At 54.7% G+C, this 15173-nt stretch carries 12 protein-coding genes; 1 reads left to right on the top strand and 11 read right to left on the bottom strand.

Features of this window, described 5'->3' with window-relative positions; genetic code table 11:
• Window positions 1–296: 296 nt before the first annotated feature.
• The 8 genes from H7U12_RS01990 to H7U12_RS01955 form a co-directional block, all read right to left on the bottom strand.
• On the bottom strand, window positions 297–3323 hold the full coding sequence (locus H7U12_RS01990) for a sensor histidine kinase (protein WP_186632072.1): 3027 nt from the start codon (window positions 3321–3323) through the stop codon (window positions 297–299).
• Window positions 3324–3695: 372 nt separating this feature from the next.
• The gene (locus tag H7U12_RS01985; RefSeq protein ID WP_186632068.1) at window positions 3696–4649 is read right to left on the bottom strand and encodes a ComEA family DNA-binding protein; all 954 of its coding nucleotides are present in this window, start codon (window positions 4647–4649) and stop codon (window positions 3696–3698) included.
• A gap of 947 nt (window positions 4650–5596) precedes the next feature.
• Window positions 5597–6496, bottom strand: coding sequence for an SDR family oxidoreductase (locus tag H7U12_RS01980; RefSeq protein WP_186632065.1), 900 nt, complete (start codon window positions 6494–6496; stop codon window positions 5597–5599).
• 9 nt (window positions 6497–6505) lie between these two features.
• Window positions 6506–7126, bottom strand: coding sequence for a peptidylprolyl isomerase (locus H7U12_RS01975; RefSeq protein ID WP_186632062.1), 621 nt, complete (start codon window positions 7124–7126; stop codon window positions 6506–6508).
• Between the two features lie 63 nt (window positions 7127–7189).
• Complete coding sequence (hemC, locus tag H7U12_RS01970) at window positions 7190–8134, bottom strand: hydroxymethylbilane synthase (RefSeq protein WP_186632059.1); 945 nt, start codon at window positions 8132–8134, stop codon at window positions 7190–7192.
• Window positions 8135–8143: 9 nt separating this feature from the next.
• Window positions 8144–9265, bottom strand: coding sequence for a DNA polymerase III subunit (locus H7U12_RS01965; protein ID WP_186632056.1), 1122 nt, complete (start codon window positions 9263–9265; stop codon window positions 8144–8146).
• A 151-nt stretch (window positions 9266–9416) separates the two neighbouring features.
• Window positions 9417–10646 (bottom strand): GlmU family protein, encoded by a 1230-nt coding sequence (locus tag H7U12_RS01960; protein WP_186632054.1) that lies wholly within the window; start codon window positions 10644–10646, stop codon window positions 9417–9419.
• Window positions 10647–10714: 68 nt separating this feature from the next.
• Window positions 10715–10957 (bottom strand): type B 50S ribosomal protein L31, encoded by a 243-nt coding sequence (locus H7U12_RS01955; protein WP_062544188.1) that lies wholly within the window; start codon window positions 10955–10957, stop codon window positions 10715–10717.
• Window positions 10958–11127: 170 nt separating this feature from the next.
• On the opposite strand from H7U12_RS01955, the gene H7U12_RS01950 reads away from it, so the two are divergent.
• Window positions 11128–11637 carry a phosphoribosyltransferase family protein gene (locus tag H7U12_RS01950; protein WP_186632051.1) on the top strand — a complete coding sequence of 170 codons (510 nt, stop codon included), beginning with the start codon at window positions 11128–11130 and terminating at the stop codon, window positions 11635–11637.
• 774 nt (window positions 11638–12411) lie between these two features.
• On the opposite strand, the gene H7U12_RS01945 is transcribed toward H7U12_RS01950, so the two are convergent.
• From H7U12_RS01945 to H7U12_RS01935, 3 genes are read right to left on the bottom strand one after another with little or no spacing between them, the layout of a single operon-like run.
• Window positions 12412–13518, bottom strand: a complete 1107-nt coding sequence (locus H7U12_RS01945) for an MlaD family protein (RefSeq protein WP_186632048.1) — start codon at window positions 13516–13518, stop codon at window positions 12412–12414.
• Window positions 13519–14292: an ABC transporter ATP-binding protein gene (locus H7U12_RS01940; RefSeq protein ID WP_186632045.1), complete on the bottom strand. Its 774-nt coding sequence runs from the start codon at window positions 14290–14292 to the stop codon at window positions 13519–13521.
• Window positions 14293–14303: 11 nt separating this feature from the next.
• The gene (locus H7U12_RS01935; protein WP_186632042.1) at window positions 14304–15122 is read right to left on the bottom strand and encodes an MlaE family ABC transporter permease; all 819 of its coding nucleotides are present in this window, start codon (window positions 15120–15122) and stop codon (window positions 14304–14306) included.
• Window positions 15123–15173 lie beyond the last annotated feature (51 nt).

Raw genomic sequence — 15173 nt, 5'->3', positions numbered from 1 at the left:
TCTGGGGAGCAGTGGGGACGGTGCCTTGCCGAAGATGGTATTCTGCAAGACGGTGATGAATGGATTACCCTGATGGGATATTTACCGAGATTTAGTCTTTGGGGAAAACACCGCTTGCGGCGGCAAAGGTGGGAAAAGGGCCACCACAAGGGATTGCCCCTACCTTACCGGGTTTTGGAAACATCGTTTTCTAGGAAAGGCACCCCATGACGGAAACCGTTTTAGGGGTATTTTCAGAAAATCGGCCCTAAAACGGATATCTAGCACAAATTCCAACTACTCCGCTCAGGACTGGATCAGACCAGCGGAAGCGAGATGCTGATGGTGGTTCCCTGGCCCGGGGCCGAGTCGATCTCAATGGTGCCGTTGAGCAGCTTGACCCGGTCATGGATGGATTTGAGGCCCATACCTTTGTGCATCATTTGGCTGTACACAAAGCCCTGGCCGTTGTCTTCGGCCTCCAGCACCAGCGCCCCGCGTTGCTCGCGCAGGAGAAGTCCGGCCTGGGTGGCGTTGGCGTGTTTCACGATGTTGTTGGTCAGTTCCTGCGCGATGCGGTAGACGGCCAATTCCAAGTGTTTTTCCAGGGGCGTGTGCAGGTTGAAGATCCAGCATTTCAGCTTTAGCTCCTTGCTAGCCAAGGTGGAACAAATGTCTTTGATGGCGGCCTCCAGCCCCAGGTCAGACAAAGGCGTGGGAATCAGTTCATGGGAGAGGGAACGCGTCTGCTGAATGGCCTTCTCCAGAATGTCGTCTGTTTTAGCGGCGGTTTCCAGTAACTGCCTGTTTTGCAGAATGTATTCATCCCGAAGAACCTGGCCCAGGTTCAGTTTGGCGGCGTACAGAAGCTGCGCGATGCCGTTGTGCAGCCCCTCGGCAATGCGGCGGCGTTCCTCGTCCTGGGTATTGAGAATGGCCAGCAGCAATTCCTTCTGTTGGTTCAGCCGGATGGTGAGGTTCTCTTCTTCCAGGCGCTGCATCTCCGTGATGTCCCAGTTCACGCCCAGCACTTTGGATGGGGTGCCGTCTGGCCCGGTCACCAGGGTGCCTTTCACCTTTTGGATTCTTACTTCCTGCTCAAGCTGAAGCCGCAGGGTCTGCTCAAAAGGCTGCGGATGCACCAGTAACGACTCCATGATTTCCCGCACAATGGGTTTGTCTTCCTCTACCACATATTCCAGGAACAGCTCGGGCCAGGAACTCTGCCCCTCTTCTATGCGCAGGAGCCGTAACAACCCCTCTGACCAGGCCAGCTTACCCGTGGCAAGGTCATACTCCCAACTGCCCATGCCTACCAGTTCCTCGGCCTGTTCCAGAATGTTCAGGTGCTTCCTGATCTGTTCCTCGGCCTGCCGCACGGCCGTGATGTCATGGGCAATACACAACACCGTTTCTACCGTGCCCTCAGAAGTAAATTCCGGCACCAGGCGCGCCAGCAGGTTGATCTCCCCCTCGGGGGTGATCAGATCACAGGCATGGTCCTTGGGTTGGCCGGTGGCGAACACCTGCTCCAGGCTGGCACTTAAGGGTTGGGCTACTTCTGGAGGAATGCCCATCTCCCGGTTGGTTTTGCCCAAGGCTGTCCCGCGAGCCAGCCCCAGCTTGGCCTCAAAACTGGAGTTACAATACACAAGGCGCGAGCCGGGCATCCAGCGGGAGATGAGGCTGGGCATGTTCTCTACTAATAGCTGAAACTGCTCCTGCTGCTTCTTGATTTCTGCCCGGGCTTTTACCCGTTCTGTGACATCAAAGTACAGGACAATGAGGCCCGTGGCGGTGGGCATGGTGTTGTAAAAGAACCATTTCTCTTCCTGGGGCGAGTTAACCCGCTGCAGAATCTGTTTTCTCTCTGCTAAGGCGGTGCGGATGATCTGCCCGATGTCGGTATCGCGGTTTTCCGGGAACACCTCAAAATAAGACTTTTCCTGCACGTCTTCCGGGCGCTTGCCCCAGGTGTCATAGGCCTTGCGGTTGGCGTACCTGAACCGGAGTTGGTCATCCAGCTCAAAGCATACTTCATTGATGGAGTTGAGGATAAGATCAGTGCGGATCTGGTCCGTGATGTCATGGATGGTCCCCATGAACTTGACCGGGTTTCCTTCCGCGTCACAGATCACGGCGCCTTTGCCTTCAATGTACCGCAACTGCCCGTTAGGCCAGTAAATACGCCTGATATAGTGGTACGGCTGCCTGTTTTCCAGGGCTTGGATCAATTTTGCCCTGATGTGGGGAACGTCTTCTGGGTGGGTGATGCTGTCTACCCAGTCCAGCGTGGGCTCCAGCGCCTGCGGCGCATGCCCCAGCAGCCGGAACATCTCATCTGAGAAGCGCATGGCCATGGTCTTGACATCGGCTTCGTAACTGCCGGTATGGCCCACCGCCTCGGCTTGCCGAAGCAGGGCTTCGTTGGCTTCCAGTTTTTCCTGGGCCTGGCTTTGCTCAGTGATGTCTTGCATGGTGCCGTACACCCGTTGCTTCTGGCCCTGGGCATCTACATGAAGAACTGAGCGGAGGTGTACCACCCTGATCTGCCCATCTGCCCGAATGATGCGGTAGACGTTGTCAAAATCAACGTGGGTTTGGTAAAACTTCTCTAGGGCGGCATCAAACCGGGCTCTGTCTGCGGGGTGAATGAACGAGTTGAATTTCTCAAAGGAGACCGGTTCGCTTTGCGGCTCCAGCCCGAGGATGCGGTACATCTCGTCTGACCAGACCAGGTCGTCCTGCGGCAGCTCTGCCTCAAAACTGCCTATGTGGCCAATGGCCTGGGCTTCTTTCAGGCGGCGCTCTTCCTGTTTCAGCTGCTGCTGAATATACAGGGCGTGGTCCAGCCCTACCTGTAGGGCATTCCGCTCCCGGGTAAGGTCTCTGAACGCTTCCTGTTCTTTCACCAGCGCCGTTACGTCGGTGACTTTATGGATAATGTAGAGCACTTCCCCTCTCTCGTTCAGCACGGGCACATTCACGGGTTTCCAGTGCTTTTCTTCAAAACCACCTCCTAAAGCCATGGGCTTTGGCACATCATAATGCTGAATGGGCATCTGGTGCGGCTTCCTGGTTTTCAAGACCCGCTGAAGAGAGGCATGCAGGTTTTGAACGGAGTTGGCTTCTGGGGTAGCGGGATTATCCGGAAAGGCATCAAATATGTATTTCCCCGGAAGGTCTTCCCGCTTACGTAGTGTAGCCGCGAGGTAAGCATCAGTGACTAAGTGGATTTTCAGGTCAGGGGTCAGGACGAGGTACGGGTCAGGCGCCGCCTGAAAAATCAGTTGCAGAACCGCTGTTTCCGCTGGATGCTCCCCTGTCATTTCTTCGTGCCTCATAACTCGCGTTCTCCTATAGTTCCTTACGTCCGGTAATCCTCGCCCCTTTGCTGGGTGCACACCTGCCACTGAGAGAGCACAGAAAAGTCCTACCTCTTCCCCAACACGCCCCGTGCCCACCGGCAGGCAAGTGGAATACGTTTTGTTCCAGAAAGTAATGACGCTATTCCTTTTAACGCAAGCAAAGCATCGGTTTAAACCAATAATTCAGTACTTATACCAATGGGATTATTATTGGTGGGTTTTGGGGCCTTTTTCCTGAAAAGACCCTTAAAACGGCGCTGGCTCGGGAAAAAAGCGGAACGGGACCAACCATTCTCTTCGGGCGGTAGAACCTGCGCGGCGAGATGCCTGCCGCTGGCAACCCGGAAGTTAGTGGGTGCTCAGGTACGCCTGCATTTTCTGGAACTTGGCTTCGTCCAGAATCTTGATTTTGCGCAGCTCCTCCACGTTGGGGTACGGGCCGTGCTGCGTGCGGTAACTGATGATGGCTTTGGCCAATCCGTACCCGATGTAGGGGTGCTGCCGAAGCTCGTCAAAGGTGGCGGTGTTGAGGTTGAGCCGCCTGGGTTCAAACGCCTTCCCGATGAAGCTGTACTTCCGGACGCTGTCCACCACCTCCGGGGCCAATCCGTAGACCTCCGCCACCTGCTCCACAGAATGGAAGCCGCCCATCTTGTCCCGGAACTTCACGATGCGCGCCGAGAGCGTGCTGCCGATGCCTCTGATCTGCTTCAGCTCCGTGGTATCGGCGGTGTTCAGGTCAAACGGCTGCAGCTCCCACCGCTTGCGCGGATACTCCGTTTTAGCCCTGTTTTCCGGAAAAGCGCCTGAAAACAGCCGGTATTTGGCATAGGTGCGGGCGTACCCGGGACTCTCATCGGGCAGGGCGATGTAGGGGTACCATTGCTGGAAGAGCGAATCTGGCAGGCCGTAGATTTTCTGTAGCTGGGCTTTGCTTTTGAAGTCGCCGGCCTTGGCGCGGTAGTTGAGAATGCGCTGCGCGATGTATTTGTTCAGGCCCAATTCCTGCCACTGCGCCACGGTAAGCTCGTTGGGATTGAACCGGTACAGTTTGATGGGCTTGCGCCGGTACGCGTAGGTTCTCTCCGCTTTCACCTCAGCTGCCTGGCTGTCCAGCTGCACCACTAGGCTATCCAGGATTTGCTGGTCGGTGGTGGGGTCATAGGGAACATCGTCCTGGAAAAAGAGAAATGGTGCCGCCAGGAGCACCACCATCAGAAAAATCAGGATGAAAAACTGCTTCAGCTCCCGCTGGGAGAACGAAAAATACTCCTGAAGGGCGCGAAGCAGACGGTTCAGCATAGAGGCTTTTTACGGAGAAACTGCAGGGCTAAGTTTTTCTATTTCAATGGCTTTTACGCTCTAGGCTAAATTATTTTCAATGTACTCTATTTTACTTTATTATAGTTTGCTTGATGATCGCTTCGCTTGCGTTTACGAGTGCTCCAATTTTCCTCTAAAGGCAAGACTTTCTTCTTGTTGAGCCAACGCTTTTCTACTTGCTCCTTTATGGCCCTCTATGGCGCGGAAGTTACTTCCGTGCCTTTCCTTTTCTTTCTTAAGCTATTAGCGTTGAGCCACCAGCCCGGCCCGCCGTTGTTGGTGTTCTCACCAAGGGCCAAGTGAACTACCCTTAAGCAGAGATTCCCCCTTTGAAGGGGGCGAAGGGGGATGTTTACACCCGCTGACCCATTTCCTTTCGACTCCGCCGATCTTGTCTTTCGCCGTTGTTGGTGTTCTCACCAACGACCTCTACTGCCGCTCCGGTTAGCTATCCGTCATTACTCTCCACTTCTTTGTTGCCAAGCCTTGTGGCTGCAGATGCGATCTGCCCGCGTTTGTCACTTTTCTCCTGGATGAGAAAAGTAACCAAAAGAATCATGAAGAAAAGAAACTCGCTGACGCTCAGACAGTCTTTTCTTCAATAAAAAGTACCACCTGGCAACCGTCCTCTGTTGCATAGGGAGCGTGGGTCATTGCTGCTTGTCACGTTCTTGCGTGCGCTGTCTCAGCACTGGGCTACGCATGCGGCCCAGTACTGAGACAGCGCAGGAGGATACAGGGATTGGGAACCGCTGCAATGCCTGTATCCTCCTGCGGACGGGGTGATACGAATCTGGGTATTCTCGCTTTGGTTGGGTTGAGAAACTTCTTACTGCTTTGTCCCTGATTGCCTTGGATAGGTTCTCTATTGGTCTAACATAGAACGGCCCTCCTGCAGTTTGCGGGAGGGCCGTTCTATGGGCTGTTTATATCTGCTCTGCCACAATGGCGATGCTTTCTTTGAAGGTGCGGGGCTGGTAGCCTAGCTGGGTTTTGGCTTTGGTGATGTCGAAGCCGGTGCGGGGTGGGCGCTTGGCGGGTTGTGAGAAGATGGAACCGTCTACTTCCTCAATCAGGGACTTGTCTAAATCGAAGTACTCGGCTACCTGAATGGCCATCTGGTAGGGAGTCAGTAACTCCTCGCCGGAGATGTTGAAGATGCCTTGGGCATCGTGTTTGGCGGCGAGCCAGCAGCCTTGGGCTAGGTCCTCGGCGAGGGTGGGCGTGCGGAGTTGGTCGTTGACAACTTTGATCTGCTTCCCTTGTTCCAGACTGCCTTTCACCCACAGCACAATGTTGGAGCGGCCGTACTCATGCACAATGCCAAACACCAGGACGGTGCGCAGAATGGCCCATTTGCAGGCGGCGTTCTTCACCAGTTCCTCAGCGGCCAGTTTGCTCTGGCCGTAGAAGTTGACCGGTGCGCCTTCGGCTTCCTCGGTATAGGGGCCGTTTTCGCCATCGAAGATGAAATCGGTGGAGACGTGAATGAGGTGCACGCCGTGCCGCTCAGAGGCGCGTACAAGGTTCTCCACCGCGTCTACGTTCTGCTTCCAGCATTCCTCGCGCTGGCTCTCGCAATCGTCTACGTTGGTCATGGCGGCCGTATGGATGATGTGCGTGGGCTGGGTTTCGGCGATGACCTGCTCTACCTGCTCTGCGTTGGTCACGTCCATGGCGGCGAAGGCCACGTGTGGGTACAGCTCGGCCAATTTGTTCTGGCCTCTGGACGAAGCAATCAGTTTGATGTTGGGCTCAGTGTGGAGCAGTCCAATCAGCTTTTGTCCCAGCAAACCATTGGAACCGGTAATGAGGAGGGTCTTCATATATGAGGTTTATTCGTAGCGGTAGCCGTACAATTTAGTAATTTTCTTTTTAGACAGCTTCTTGGCGGTCACCGTCATCTTGATGTCCTGGGTGGGCCGATCGCGGTAGTCTTTGGGCAGCTCCGCGATTTTATCGATCACCGACAGGCCGTCAATCACCTGACCGTACACCGTGTATTGGCCGTTCAGGAACGGCACGCCCTCATGGTTCTCCACCAGGTAAAACTGGGAGCCGCTGGATTCCCGTTTGGGGTTCATCTGATCGCCCATTCGGGCGGCGGCCAAGGCCCCGTAAATGTGTTGGTGGTGCGGCAGAATCTCCGCCGGAATGGTCGCTTCCGGACCTCCGGCTCCGTCATTGCTTGGATCGCTGTCTTTGGAGTTGGGATCTCCGCCCTGGATCATGAAATCCTTGATCACGCGATGGAAGGTGGTGCCGTCATAGAATTTCTGCTTCACCAGTTTCAGGAAGTTCTCGCGGTGCTTGGGCGTGTCTTCAAACAGAACCAACCGGATGGTGCCCTGCGGGGTAGCGATGGTGACCAGATAATCCTTTTTGCTTTTCTTCTGGGCAAATGCCGTGGTACCTAGCAGCACCAGCAAAGCCAACAAGTACAAAGTCTTTTTCATGGGTGTTTTTAGAAAAACGGGGCCAAAACAGCAATTTCAGCTATTCTGACTCCGTCAACGCTACTATGCTTTCTGGTCTTTGATGGATTGCAGGATGCGGTCCCCGCCCTGGCTCAGGACGGCGTGCGCCAGTTGCTCCCCCATCGCCTCGGCCTCGGCCGAAGGGCGGGTCAGTTCCTCCACAATCAGCTCTTCGCCGTCCAGACTGATGATGCCGGCCCGTAGGGTGAGGTTATCGTCCTCAAGGGTCGCCAGGGCGAAGGACGGAATGCTGCAACCGCCTTCCATGGTGCGCAGGTACGCGCGTTCGGCCAGCAGGCAAAGATGGGTAGGCTTGTGGTCCAGAGCCAGCTTCAAATTCAGCTTGCGCTCCAGCGGCAGGGTTTTGGCGCACTCAATGGCTACGCTACCCTGACCGGCGGCCGGAATAAACTTATCCAGAGGCAGATGCTGAGAGACCATGTGGTCGTACTGCATGCGGGTTACCCCGGCGAAAGCCAGCAGAATGGCATCGTATTGGCCGTCTTTCAGCTTCTGGATGCGCGTCTGCAGGTTGCCCCGGCACTCGGCGGTGATCACGTTGGGGTAAAACCGCTTCAGCATGGACCGGCGGCGCGTAGAAGACGTCCCGATGACCTGTTGTCCTTCGCCCAGTTTAAATAAAGGGTCAAAGGAGATGACCACGTCGTGCACCTGCTCACGCTCCATGAAGGCCAGTAGTTCCAGATCCTCGGGGATGGTAGATTGTACGTCTTTGGCGCTGTGCACGGCAATGTCAATGGCACCGGTGCGCAGGCTTTCCTCCAGTTCTTCGGTGAACACGCCTTTTGCGCCTATTTTATCCAAAGACCGGTCTAACACGAGGTCTCCTTTGGTGGTAATGGTGATGATCTCCACCTCCATGCCGCTGGCACGCAGGGTATCGGCGACGTGATGGGCCTGCCATAAGGCCAGGCGGCTGCCACGGGTCCCGATCCGGATGGGAGACGTTGGTTGGGTTGTTTCCATGTTCTCTACTTACGCCACTGGCCTGATGAGCTGGGCAATCTGAATGGAGGTATTTAAAAACGTGATTTTAGGGTGCGCATTCCGTTCAATGTGGTAATGCGCCTCGTTTAATTCATGGGAGACCTGGGCACCGTTGCCCTGGTGAATGAGCTTTGCGAATTTTTGCACGAAGTCCAGCTCCGGCGGCGGCAAAAAAACGATCAGCTTGCTGTCTACGCCGTACAGCAGCACTTTTCTCAGCAAACCCAGGGCAAACTGCAGAAAGTTCTTCTGGTTCTCGCGGCCCAGTTTCTGGAAATCTTCGCTCTGCTCCAGCACGCCGTCAAACTTGTGGTTGTAGCAAAGGCGCATCCAGCTCAGGAAGAAGGTGAAGTAATCAGAGGTCATTTCCTGGCTCAGCACCCGGGCGGCCTGTAAGTTGCCTTCGGCGAGTTGCACCACCTGGTAAGCGCGTTCCCGCTCGGTGCCCTGCTGCTCCACCAGATATTGAATGACTTCCTCATCGGTAAACGTCCGCACTTTCACCAATTGGGTCCGGGACAGGATGGTGGGCATGATCTTGTCTGAGGCGTTGCTCACGAGCAGAAACACGGTGGCAGCCGGCGGCTCTTCCAGCAGTTTCAGGAGAGCGTTGGCGGCGCTGGCGTTCATGAGCTCGGGCAGCCAGACCACAATCACCTTGTATTTCGCCTCAAAGGCTTTCAGCGAAGTCATGCGCACCAGCTCACGGCTCTCTCCTACCGGAATGGTACCCTGCTTGTTCTCCGCGCCAATGAACTGCATCCAGTCGTTGAGAGTTTGGTACGGGCTATCGCTCAGGAACGCGCGCCACTGGGTCACAAAGTTCTTGCTCAGGGCATCCTGGTCTTTCACTTTGGTCACCGGCATCACGAAGTTCAGATCCGGGTGAATGCGCTTGCTGATTTTGTTGCAGCTGGGGCACACGCCGCAGGAATCCTGGGGCTGCGGGTCTTCGCAGTTCAGGTATTGAGCATAAGCCAGCGCCAGGGCCAGGTTGGCACTTCCCTCAGAACCTAAAAAAAGCTGGGCGTGGGCCACGTGCTGGGCTTTGACGGAATTGAGCAGCAGCTGCTTGGTTTCCTGGTGGCCGTAAATCTGGGAAAACTGCACGTATGAGAATTACTTTTTTGAAACGAAGCCCGAGAATAGCTCCTTCTCCGGCAATTGTCTGTAAAGATAACGGCGGCGGACGGTTTTTGCCCTACTTTTCAGAAAATAGAGTAAAAACCGACCGCCGCCGCAGAAAGCTTTTTTGTGGTCTTTACCCCGATGTGCTTTCGGCCTCGGTTTCCCAGGGGCGGGACGGTTGAGTGACCTCAAACACGTGTCTGTACATCTGGCGCTCATCCTCTGACAGGGCAATTCCCCGGCGGCCCAACACGGCCTCGGCTACCTCATAGAATTTGTTCAGTTTGAACGTCTGCTGTTCGGCTCCGCTGCCCCAGGTAAACGAAGGAATAAAGTTAGGCGGATACCCGGCCCCAAACACATTGGCTCCCACGCCCACCACCGTACCGGTATTGAACATGGTGTTGATGCCGCATTTGGCGTGATCGGCCATGATGGTACCGCAGAACTGCAGACCGGTGTCTACCATTTTCTCCTGCGCGTGGCTCCAGAGCCGCACGTTGGAGTAGTTGTTCTTGAGGTTGGACGTGTTGGAATCTGCCCCGAAGTTGCACCACTCCCCCACCACGGAATTGCCCAGGAACCCGTCATGCCCTTTGTTGGAATACCCGAAGAACACGCAGTTACTGATCTCGCCGCCCACTTTGCAGTACGGCCCCACCGTCACGTCGCCGCGCATCTTGCCGCCCATGTTGATCACGCTCTCCTCCAAGATGGCAAACGGCCCCCTGATCACGGTTCCTTCCTGCACCTGCACGTTCTTGCCAATGTAAATGGGTCCGTTCTCGGCGTTCAGAATGGCCGCTTTGAAAATGACGCCTTCCTCAATGAAGATATCCTCCGGTTTATACGCCACCGTGTGCGGATCTGAGATGGGCTGGCTCACGCGCCCGTGGGTCACCAGTTTGTAATCTTCCCTGATCTGCGGACCGTTTCCCTTGAAGATATCCCACAGGTTCTGCACCACGGCGTGGGCCGGCAGCTCCACCTGCCTTCTTTTGGAGGTGTTGTGCTGATAGACCTCCTCAATGGTTCTCAGCTCCAGATGATCGGCGTTGAGCGCCACCAGAATATCGTCATAGAACAGAGTTCCGCCCACGGGCAACTCCCTGATCTGCTCAAACAAGTCCGCCGTGGGGCAGACGGCACCATTCACGTACAGATTTGGCCCGCCGTCCAGGTGCTGCGGAAACTTGCCTTGCAGGTAGCTTTGCGTAAGGTAAGAAACCACCTCCTGCGTCATCGTCTGCCACTTCTGGGCAATGGTCATGATCCCGATCCGGATGTCGGCCACGGGTCGCGTGAACGTCAAAGGGAGCAGGTTGGCCCGCAGCTGCGGGTCATCAAAGAGAATGATGTTCATAAGGCGAAAATAAAAAAGTCTCCCTGAAACTCAGGAAGACTTCTGTACGGGAAAAACCGTCAATACGCTTATTTTTTGTAACGCTGCTTGAACTTGTCAATACGTCCGGCAGTATCCACGTAGATGTTTTTACCGGTGTAGAACGGGTGCGAAGCAGAAGAAACCTCCACTTTAACCACGGGGTACGTCTTGCCGTCTTCCATGGTGATGGTCTCATTGGAGTTCATGGTAGAACGGGTGATAAATTTAAAATCAGAGGAAGTGTCCTGGAAAACTACTTCTCTGTATTCAGGATGAAGGTCCTTTTTCATTATTCTATATTTTTAACTACGGATTTCTGGAATAGGACTGCAAAAGTAGGGCATTCGCCGCACATTTAAAACCATTTGCCTGAAATATTTTCAAAGATACTACTTTGCCGCGACCTGCACCGCACGTTTGGCGATTATTTTGGTAATTTAGCCCGCAAACAGCAACCACCATGGTCTTTACACTAGAGAACCGCATCCTGGACCACTACCAGATCTTACAGAAAATCAAGCGCATGGCGTTTGAAATCTACGAGCAAAACTTTGAGGAGAAAGAACTGGTGCTGGCCGGCATCCATGAGAACGGCTATTTTCTGGCCCAGCGGCTGGCTCAGGAACTGCGCGAAATCTCTCCCCTGGAAATCCGGCTGATGGGGATTGAACTGCACAAAACCGAACCCCTGGCCCACGACATCGTCATCACCCCTGCCCTGCCCTCTTTGACAGACACCACCGTCATTCTGGTAGACGATGTCCTGAACACCGGCAAAACCCTGGCCTACACGCTGCGCGAGTTCCTGGACAAAGACTGCAAAAAGCTGGAGATTGCCACGCTCATCAACCGGCACCACACGCGGTATCCCATCTCCTCTACCTACACCGGCTATTCTCTGGCGACTACGCTGCGGGAGCACATTCGGGTAGTTTTGGCGGAGGATGAATGGAATGCGTATTTGTTATAGGTCGTTTTAGAGTTGTTTTCGGGAAATAAGCCTTAAAACGCCTTTGAGAATTGTCTTCTTGTTGCGCATGTAATTGGCTGCGGATGAGCCTAGCTTTACCTATACAAGAATTTTAGGGTGCACGCATTCCGTTCGTGCTGGCGGAAGGCCGCTGTTGGCGTGGGTGCATGCGCTGGGTTGTTGCATAGCTGCCCTCCGTGCGCTCACGGCCGCGAGGCCCCGCCTTCCGGCCTCGCGCTGTACCAGCTTCCTTTGCTCCCTGCGGTCGCAATGCCTGCGGCACCGGAACCTGCTTAGGCGCTCAACCGAAAGGCTGGAAACGGAAATGCGCAGGCTAATTAGAAAGCTTCTGTTTCTTCCTGGTTCAAGTCTGTGACTTGGACCCAACATGACAGGCAGTTTGTAACTGCAGTGGGTATAACAAAGATTAAAGCAGAGATTTCCCCTTTGAAATCGGGGAATGAGGTGTTTACGCCTGCCGATCTTGGCGAACCTGTTATTTACAATTGTAGAGACAAGGCATGCCTTGTCTCTGTCTCCTCCCGCAAAACGGCACCCATGAAAAAGGGCACCCACAAGAGGCGCCCCTACATTCTACGGCCTTAAGGCAATTGGTTAATCTACCTGCCTTTAGACAGACTACCAACCCATCTGCCGTTGTTGGTGTTCTCACCAACAACCAAATCAAACTCTCCCGCTGCTACTGCCTCATCAAGACATTTTAAGCCTGTTTTCCAAAAACGAGGCTTAAAAAGGCAAGCCGGTTCTGCGGCCTTAATTAGCCGGAGCTAACGTGTCTGGCACTGTTTGGGTGGACTGGACGGGTGTATTACCGGTGGGTTGTTTTTTACTGTCTTGCTTTTGCTCGAGCTTCTGGAGCCGTTCCTGGCGTTGTTGCTCCCGTTCTTTCTGCTTGGCGTCACGCTTGGCTTTCCGCCGGAAGAACCCGTTGAGTAGGATGCTGTGCTGCAGACTTTCCATGTTGGCGTCCAGTTTATCGGTGCCGGCTTCCAGGTTCTGCATGGTCATTTGCAGGTCCAGGGCAAACTGCTCGTCGTTGAGCAACACGCCCAGGGCGTTGTTGTTGGAGCCGAGCTTGTCTGAGGTGGTGCTCAGCTTTTTCGTGATCTGATTGGTGGTGGCCATGACCTCCTCCAGTTGCGCCATGGTGGATCGCAAGCGGTTAAACGTGACCGTATCGGTGAGCAGGTCATCGGCCAGGCCGCCCTGGGTGTTCAGCTTGTTGGAGAACTGGGCCAGCGCCTGCGACGCCCGCACGCTGGTTGCCGAGGTCCGTTGCAGGTTGGCCAGAATGGCCTGGAAGTTCTTGGATAGCTCGTCATCGGTGAGCAGGGCACCGGCCAGGCCCTCGCCGTTCGCTAAGCCGGAGCTCAGCTTTTTAAAATCGGTGGTGATGGCCACCAGGTTCTTGTTGTTTTCCTGGAAAGTCGCCATCATTTCCTCGGTGCTGAGCTGCGCTTCCGTAGAAAGCCGGTCACCGGGCTGAATCACTGGCATCTGGGGAGTACCGCCGTACAGCACAATAGCCTTGTTCCCGATGAAACTCTCTGAGCCGATCTTCGCTTTCACGTCCTTCCGGATGTATTTCTGCGATTCCTCGGTGATGTCCATGGTGATGGCCACCTGCGAGGGGCCTTCAAAGGCAATGCTCTTGACCACACCCACCCGAACACCCGAGAAAAGCACCTGGTTGCCTATCTTAAGGCCGGTCACGTCATCAAACACCGCCGATACCTGAATGGTCTTGGTGAATCGTTTCTGCTGGCCGCCCAGGACAAAGATCCCGACCACCAGAATCACCAGGGCCAGAAACACGAAAACTCCTACTACAACGGCTCGCCTATTTTCTACTGCACTCATTTAGTCTATGAAATTGTAATCATGAAATAATCTTACCCGTTCATCCTGGGTATTGAACACCTCGTCAAACGTGCCCTGGCGCTGAAATTGCCCGTCCAGGAGCATGACCACGCGGTCGCCCACGTCTTTGGCGCAGGTCAGGTCGTGGGTGATGATGATGGAAGAGGTGTGAAAGCGACTCTGCACCTCGTTGATCAGGTTGTTGATGTCTATGCAGGTGATGGGGTCCAAACCGGCGGTGGGTTCATCATAGAGCATGATCTCGGGTTGCAGGATGAGCGTGCGCGCAATGCCAATCCGTTTCCGCTGCCCGCCGGAGAGCTCAGACGGCATCTGGTTGATGGTCTGGGAAAGCCCCACCGCGTCCAGCACAATCTCCACCATGCGGTCCACCTCGGCCCGGGTCATGTCGCGGCGGTTGCGCACCAGCGGGAACTCCAGGTTCTTCCGGATGGTCATGCTGTCATACAGGGCGCTGTTCTGGAACGAGAACCCGATTTTCAGGCGCAGCTGGTCCAGATCGCGGGGCTTGAGTTTGCTTACCTCCTGGCCCAGCACGTTCACCAGGCCGGTATCGGGCTTGAGCAACCCGGAGATGATCTTAATCAACACCGATTTTCCGGTACCGGATTTTCCCAGCACCACCAGGTTCTCGCCCTTATATAAATCCAGGTCCACGCCCCGCAGCACGTGCAGATCCCCGAAGGATTTCACTAACCCCCGGATGCTGATCACCGAGTTGCTTCTGTCTATGACTGGTTCTTGCTTCTTCATGGCCTGGCTTTTTAGAGGTAACGGAGCGCCGTAATCACCTGCAAGGATAACAACTCCTCAATAAACACTAAAAACATAGCCGTTACTACGGAAGAGTTGGCCGCTTTGCCTACGCCTTCGGTCCCTTTTGACGAGTGATAGCCTTTGTAGCAGCCCACCACGCCAATGGTAAAACCAAACAACGCCGATTTAATCACCGAGGAAAAGATGTCCAGGAAGGTGATGGCGTCAAAAACCTGGGTGAAGTACGTGGTGAAGCTGGTGCCCTCGTTTGCGTTCACATTCAGGAAAGCGCCCAGCAACGCCACCAGCATGGTGTACATCATGAGCGCCGGAATCATGAACGTGGTGGCCAGCACGCGGCTCACCACCAGAAACTTGAATGGGTTGGTGGCAGACACTTCCATGGCTTCAATCTGCTCGGTCACTTTCATGGAACCCAGCTCGGCACCAATCATGGACCCGATGCGGCCCGCGCCAATCAAGGCCGTCACCAAGGGGGCCAGCGCCCGCACAATGGCCAAAGACACCAATGAAGGCAGCCAGGAAGTCGCCCCGAACTCGGCCAACGAGGGCCGGGACTGGTTCATGAACACAATGCCTATGATAAAACCGGTGAGGGAAATGAGCGGCAATGATTTCACACCAATCTCAAAACACTGCCGGATAATCTCCTTGAACTCATACGGCGGAAGGAAGACTTCCTTGAAAAAACGACCTATAAACGCGGCGATGTTGTACAGCTCCGTAAAAATCCGGCTCAACCTGCTGGAGAATGCCTGCGCACGGGGCCGTCTTACCGGCTTGTCCTCATCATTATGAAACTTCATTTACTATCCTTGTTTTCATCTTCGGTACTCTATAGCGGATAGACTACCTGT

Source organism: Rufibacter sediminis, assembly GCF_014269285.1.
GTDB classification, from domain to species: Bacteria; Bacteroidota; Bacteroidia; order Cytophagales; family Hymenobacteraceae; genus Nibribacter; species Nibribacter sediminis.
This window is presented reverse-complemented; position numbering and strand designations above follow the sequence as displayed.